Source organism: Nostoc sp. NZL, assembly GCF_015714705.1.
In the GTDB taxonomy this organism is placed as follows: domain Bacteria; phylum Cyanobacteriota; class Cyanobacteriia; order Cyanobacteriales; family Nostocaceae; genus Nostoc; species Nostoc foliaceum_A.
On sequence record NZ_WBKL01000076.1, the window covers coordinates 1 to 6,030 of the forward strand.

Annotated in this window: 5 protein-coding genes; 3 read left to right on the forward strand and 2 right to left on the reverse strand. The window is 41.1% G+C overall.

Features of this window, described 5'->3' with window-relative positions; all coding sequences use genetic code 11:
• The coding region (locus tag F8R90_RS11105; protein ID WP_196510783.1) for a hypothetical protein at nt 1-321 on the forward strand (321 nt) is incomplete at its 5' end.
• Nucleotides 322-405: 84 nt separating this feature from the next.
• The gene (locus tag F8R90_RS11110) at nt 406-2,988 is read left to right on the forward strand and encodes a tetratricopeptide repeat protein (RefSeq protein ID WP_196510784.1); all 2,583 of its coding nucleotides are present in this window, start codon (nt 406-408) and stop codon (nt 2,986-2,988) included.
• A 653-nt stretch (nt 2,989-3,641) separates the two neighbouring features.
• On the opposite strand, the gene F8R90_RS11115 is transcribed toward F8R90_RS11110, so the two are convergent.
• The gene (locus tag F8R90_RS11115) at nt 3,642-4,298 is read right to left on the reverse strand and encodes a (2Fe-2S) ferredoxin domain-containing protein (protein WP_196510785.1); all 657 of its coding nucleotides are present in this window, start codon (nt 4,296-4,298) and stop codon (nt 3,642-3,644) included.
• Nucleotides 4,299-4,367: 69 nt separating this feature from the next.
• Entirely contained in the window at nt 4,368-4,619 is a 252-nt protein-coding gene (locus F8R90_RS11120) for an Asr1405/Asl0597 family protein (protein ID WP_196510786.1), read from the reverse strand.
• Nucleotides 4,620-5,061: 442 nt separating this feature from the next.
• Between F8R90_RS11120 and F8R90_RS11125 the strand changes: the two genes are divergently transcribed.
• Nucleotides 5,062-5,616 (forward strand): Dps family protein, encoded by a 555-nt coding sequence (locus F8R90_RS11125; protein ID WP_185585476.1) that lies wholly within the window; start codon nt 5,062-5,064, stop codon nt 5,614-5,616.
• Nucleotides 5,617-6,030 lie beyond the last annotated feature (414 nt).

The following is a 6,030-nucleotide window of genomic DNA, read 5'->3' on the forward strand; positions in this document are numbered from 1 at the left end:
AAGGTCAACATTGAGCCTCAAAAGGTCAACATTGAGCCTCAGAAGGTCAACATTGAGCCTCAGAAGGTCAACATTGAGCCTCAGAAGGTCAACATTGAGCCTCAAAAGGTCAACATTGAGCCTCAAAAGGTCAACATTGAGCCTCAGAAGGTCAACATTGAGCCTCAGAAGGTCAACATTGAGCCTCAGAAGGTCAACGTCGAGCCTCAGAAGGTCAACGTCGAGCCTCAGAAGGTCAACGTCGAGCCTCAGAAGGTCAACGTCGAGCCTCAGAAGGTCAACATTAAAATTAAATCAAGGTTACACGTAAAAATTACATAGAATAAGTCTGGTAAATTCCGAAATACAGCATTTATATTTAGTAATTATTCTGTAAATATTAGCACCTCAAAATTGAATCTTGTAATGAACCCGCAAAACAAGCCCAAGAGTCTACAAGATATTCTTAAGCAACGTCAACAATCAGGTTTTGTGGGTCGTGAAGACCAAGTAAACCAATTTCGCCAAAATTTAGCATTACCCCCAGAAGACGATCGCCGTCGTTTTCTGTATAACGTTTGGGGTCAAGGCGGAGTTGGTAAAAGTACCCTGCTGCGACAGTTTCGTAAAATTGCTGACGAAGCGAAAATCATTTCGGCTTACATCGATGAAGCTGAAAAAACTATACCAGAAGTCATGGGTCGTCTAGCTGAGGAGTTAGAACGGCAAGGTCACAAACTAACGCAGTTTACAGAACGGTACAAAGTTTACCGCCAAAAGCGCCAAGAACTAGAAACAGATCCAGAAGCTCCTCAAGGGTTTTCCGCTTTTGTAGGCAAAACTGTAGTTAAAACTGGTGTGCGTCTAGCGCGTCGAGTTCCCGTTGGCGGTGCTGTATTTGACTTTGTAGATGAGAATGCTTTGGCTACCCAAGCCGGAGAATGGGCATCATACGTTGCAAAAAAAATTACCAATAAAGATGAGGTGCGCTTAGTTCAAGAGCCTGAAGAAGTTCTGACCCCGTTATTTTTGCAAGATATTTTTAAAATTGCTGAGAAAACTGCTGTTGTTCTGTTTTTTGATACCTATGAACGCACAGGAGAATTCCTAGATAACTGGCTACGGGAAATTTTGGACGGTCGCTATGGTGAAGTATCTCTCAATATATTGATAACCATCGCCGGTCGGCATGAATTAGATAAAAATTATTGGGCACCCTACGAGGGGTTAATAGTTCGTTTCCCTCTGGAACCGTTTACAGAAGAAGAAGCCCAAGAATATCTAACTCGCAAAGGCATTACGGACAATCGCATTATTGAAGTGATTTTGCGACTTTCTGGAAATTTGCCCCTGCTGGTAGGAATGCTAGCAGATGCTCATCCCAATGACCCCAACCAAGTACTTGAACCTAGCAGTAATGCTGTAGAACGCTTTTTAAAATGGATTGATGACCTGAAGCGGCGACAAGTTGCTCTCGATGCTGCCATTCCTCGGTGTTTGAATCGGGATGTTATAGCCAAGTTAAGAGGAGAAAAAGAAGCAGATGAACTGTTTGCTTGGCTCAAAGAAACATCCTTTGTCAACGAACGTACCGACGGCTGGGCTTATCATGATGTGGTTAAAACCCAAATGTTACGCCACAAGCGTCTTTCATCGCCCCAAGGTTGGGCTGAGATACATAGTAAGTTGGCAGACTATTACGATACGTTAGGTAACGAATTGCAATTAGAGCAAGTAAAAGCTTGGCGAGATCAAACTTGGCAAAGCTATAAGCTCAATGTTTTGTATCACCGCTTATGCCAATCACCACAAAAGTACTTACCTATAGCTCTCAATGAATTTCTTGCTGCTCTCAAAAATCAACTAACTTTTGCCCAATTTTGGGCAGCAACAATGCTTCAGGCTGGTAAAGATGTGGATTATGCTGAAGTTCAACGTTGGGGCGAGCAACTAGCCAATTGGTTAAAAGCCTATGAAGACAAACGTTATGAAGCTGCGGCTGAAATGCTCACAACACTCTTGAGCGATATTCGTCTTGAGGACAAATGGCGTGCAGTAGCGTTAGATTGGCGTAGTTATATTTACTCTCTATCTAATCAATACTCAAAAGCTTTGGAAGATTTAACCCAGGCGATAAAGTTAGTGCCTGAAGAAGTTGAGTATTTAACAGTTCGAGGTATGACTTACTGCCAAATGCAGCGCTACCAAGAAGCACTATTAGACTTTAACCGTGTTATTGAGCTTAACCCAAATTATCAATGGGCGATCGCCAATCGGGGTATTGCTTACCGCCTAATGAAACGCTACCAAGAAGCACTGCAAGACTTAAACCGCGCCATTAAAATTGACCCTAATGACCAATGGGCGCTAGCACATAGAGGTGTAACTTACCGCTTTATGCAGCGTTACCCAGAATCACTGCAAGACTTAAACCGCGCCATTAAAATTGACCCGAATTATCAATGGGCGATCGGCAGTAGAGGTGATACTTATCGCTATATGCAACTCTATAATGAGGCATTGGAAGACTTTAACCGTGCCATTGAACTTGACGGCAATTTCCAATGGACACCAGCTACGGGATTTAGGGGTTTTATTTACCAACGAATGCAGCGCTACCATGAAGCACCGCAATATTTAGACCACGCTATTGTACTTAGCCGAAATTACCAAGATGATTGGTATTTGTATGAGCGAGCTTTAACTTACCTAGCCCTTAACCAACCAGACAAAGCACGGGCTGACTTGGCGCTTGCTATGAAGCTTGCTAAAGAGTATTACGAAAAAGATTCTAAAAACTGGCGTAATAGCTTTAACTTAGCTCTTTATTATTTGGCTGCTCAATATAATCAACCAGCAGAGCAGTTATATCGGCATACCATATCTCAAGGTGCTTCCTTAGAGCGTATCCGTATAGCAGTCCAAGACCTGAATGACTTTTTAGCTGTGTTCCCTAACCATGTGCAGGCTACATCTATGCGACAGTTGTTGCAGTCTTCTCTAACTTAGGTCATTTAATTTCCAACCTAGCCACCAGAAAAATCACAAGTCCCAACAACCGCCTGGGAATCAATTCCCTCTCTTATACCTAAAGTCTTCTAAACAAGACTGGAAAAGGGTTTCATTCCACTTGAGTGGACTTGCGCTATGAGCCTGAGATTTCAATCTCTGGCGGACACACGGGTAAGCTGCAAAATCCCAGCTAACTTGACTTCGGGAGACTGGCGGCTAAATCTAATTGCGTATAAATAGCGATTTTAGCCAATTCATGACAAACTACTTTGCGTAGGCGTAGCCCAACCCAGGCATCGCTAAACCCAATTGCATACAAACATTAAGCGATCGCAACTACTACTTTGCCTTGCTCATGACAAACCGTAGGCGATCGCTTAATTCAAAACTCTTGCAAATACTTGGCAAAAGTCTAATGCCGAGTATTAATGGAACACACTTGAGAAGATATTATTAAGCTTTCTCATTAAAATGTCAAGGTTTCACTAAATAGGTGGGTGGGAAAATCCATAAGTACGTCATTGCGAGTAAAACGTACTCCTGCAAAGAAGTAAGCTACGCGGAGTCTCTGGTAGAGAAGCAATCACCAAGATGTCAGCAAGGTTACATTTGATTGCATTGTTAAGTTTATTCATGCTTACCTACTTACCTCAGGAAGGCTTGCCATTAGATATCACTACTTTCCTTAAATTCTCAGGCTGTGCTGACAAACTCTTTTCACCAAAATGCTTATCCATTAACGCCGGGACTTGTGAGGCTTGAATTCGGCTATGGCGGGTTTTATCTGGCATTACTAGGTTAGGCCCAGCTTTACAATTTTTCATGCAACCAGTGCCCTTGATTGTAACTTGGTCTTCTAAACCGCGATCGCTTAAAGCCGCCTCCAACGCCTGACAAACTCCTTTACCACCGCGTTTCATACAATCAGACTTTTGACACACCAAAATCGTGGCTTTAGTCTTAGCTGGTTTTAGCTTGACATTATCAATCGATGGGGGTTCTTGTGGTGCAGCGATAGTTTGAACTGTCGCCATTTCAGAACGCGCCGCCATCACCCGTTCAGCTTTCAGTGTAACTTTGTCTTTTTTTATATCGTATTCTTTATAACCAACAACTTGTAACCAAGTACCTGCTGGTAGCCGCAAGTCAAAAGCCGCCCGTAAATGTTTAGCCAGTTTAACGTAGCATTCACCCTCATGAGTACCCAGCAGTAAACCTTTCAGCTTATAGCCATCTTTAATAACAAAATCTATAAATCTGCCCTCAAGGCAAAATTCTGATACTTCCATATTGTCAGATGCGCCCATTTTTTAACCTCCTTTTAACTAATACAAGCTATCAAGCGAGATATTCTCAGCAACAACTAAAGATTAGAACTATTGGTAGCGACTTTTCCAGCAACACTCAAGAGTCCAAATCTGGTCTTGACGGGAGGCTGCTAATCGCCGGATCACACTCCAAAGTTGAATAGCTGCCATAGGAGAGCCAATTTCAACTTTTAAGGGCTGGTTAGCCGTACAACTACAGGGAATATCTAATTCCTTTAGGCGTTGATAGACTTGCCAGCGGTCTGCCCAATTCACCTCTACAAGGTGCTTGCTTTCTATTTCTGAACTAAACGATTTCAAGAGAATTGCCCTCAAAGTGCAACAAACTTGCAGTAACTACCGCGATTTAACTCTCTGCTTTTTGAGAGTCTGAGGAGTGTAACCTCTTAAAACCAGCATACCTTAAGTGCAAACAATTCTCAGTAACTTTGAAAAAAAATTCAAATTTTTGCAGCCATTCCATATTGAGAGGGGGATGAGGGACGCAAAGAGGACAAGATAAAATTTTCTCTCCCTGTTCCCGTTGAGAAATATGCACATTTAAGCTTACATGTCAACAATAATGAGAATTTTATGCAACTTGATGAGTGTGGCATCATCTAGCAAACAAGAAACTTGAGACTTTTAGTAAGCAAAAATACAAAATCTTGTGATGGCGAATCGGCTTGTTATTATTGTTAAAATGTTAATATGTAAGGAATAAGCAGTTAAAATCTATAACTGTTAAAAAGAGAGGAACGCAATGTCTGAAACGCAAACTTTGTTACGGAATTTTGGTAATGTATATGACAATCCTGTGTTGCTGGATCACAGCGTAACTGCTCCAGTTACAGAGGGATTTAACGTTGTATTAGCTAGTTTCCAAGCACTATACTTGCAGTACCAAAAGCATCATTTTGTAGTTGAAGGTTCAGAATTTTACTCTCTGCATGAGTTTTTTAACGAAAGCTACAACCAAGTACAAGACCACATCCATGAAATTGGAGAACGCTTGGATGGACTAGGTGGTGTGCCAGTAGCTACCTTCAGCAAACTAGCAGAATTAACCTGTTTTGAGCAAGAATCTGAAGGTGTATATTCCTCTCGCCAAATGGTAGAAAATGACTTAGCCGCAGAACAAGCTATTCTTGGCGTAATTCGCCGCCAAGCTGCTCAGGCAGAGAGTTTAGGCGATCGGGGCACACGCTATCTGTACGAAAAGATTTTGTTGAAAACTGAGGAACGTGCTTATCATTTGGCTCACTTCCTCGCTAAAGACAGCTTAACTTTAGGGTTTGTCCAAGCTGCTCAAAGCTAAAACTCTCATAATCTAGATTTGTCTAGCTAGACTGAAAGAAAAAGTTAGCAACACTAACTCTTAAAATATTATAAAAAATGGCAGAGAATGGAATCCTTATCTCTCTGCCATTTTTAATCTAAGTAAACATATTTTCATAATATTTAATATTGAAAATATTTAGCAATTAGATAGATCAGAAATATTTTTAGTTAAAAAGTTTATTAATATTCAATCATCAGAAAAGTATATGCCAGAATAAATCACCATCTGTTGCTAAATCTCACTAAATTAAATAATAAAGATTCGCAAAAACCTTAAAACTTTTAGCATCGCAATTAAATAAAATTAGAAATACAAAATAATCATTAGGTATAAGGCATTGGTCAATAATCAATAGTTCTTCCCCTGCCTCCCTACTCCCCCTACTCCCCC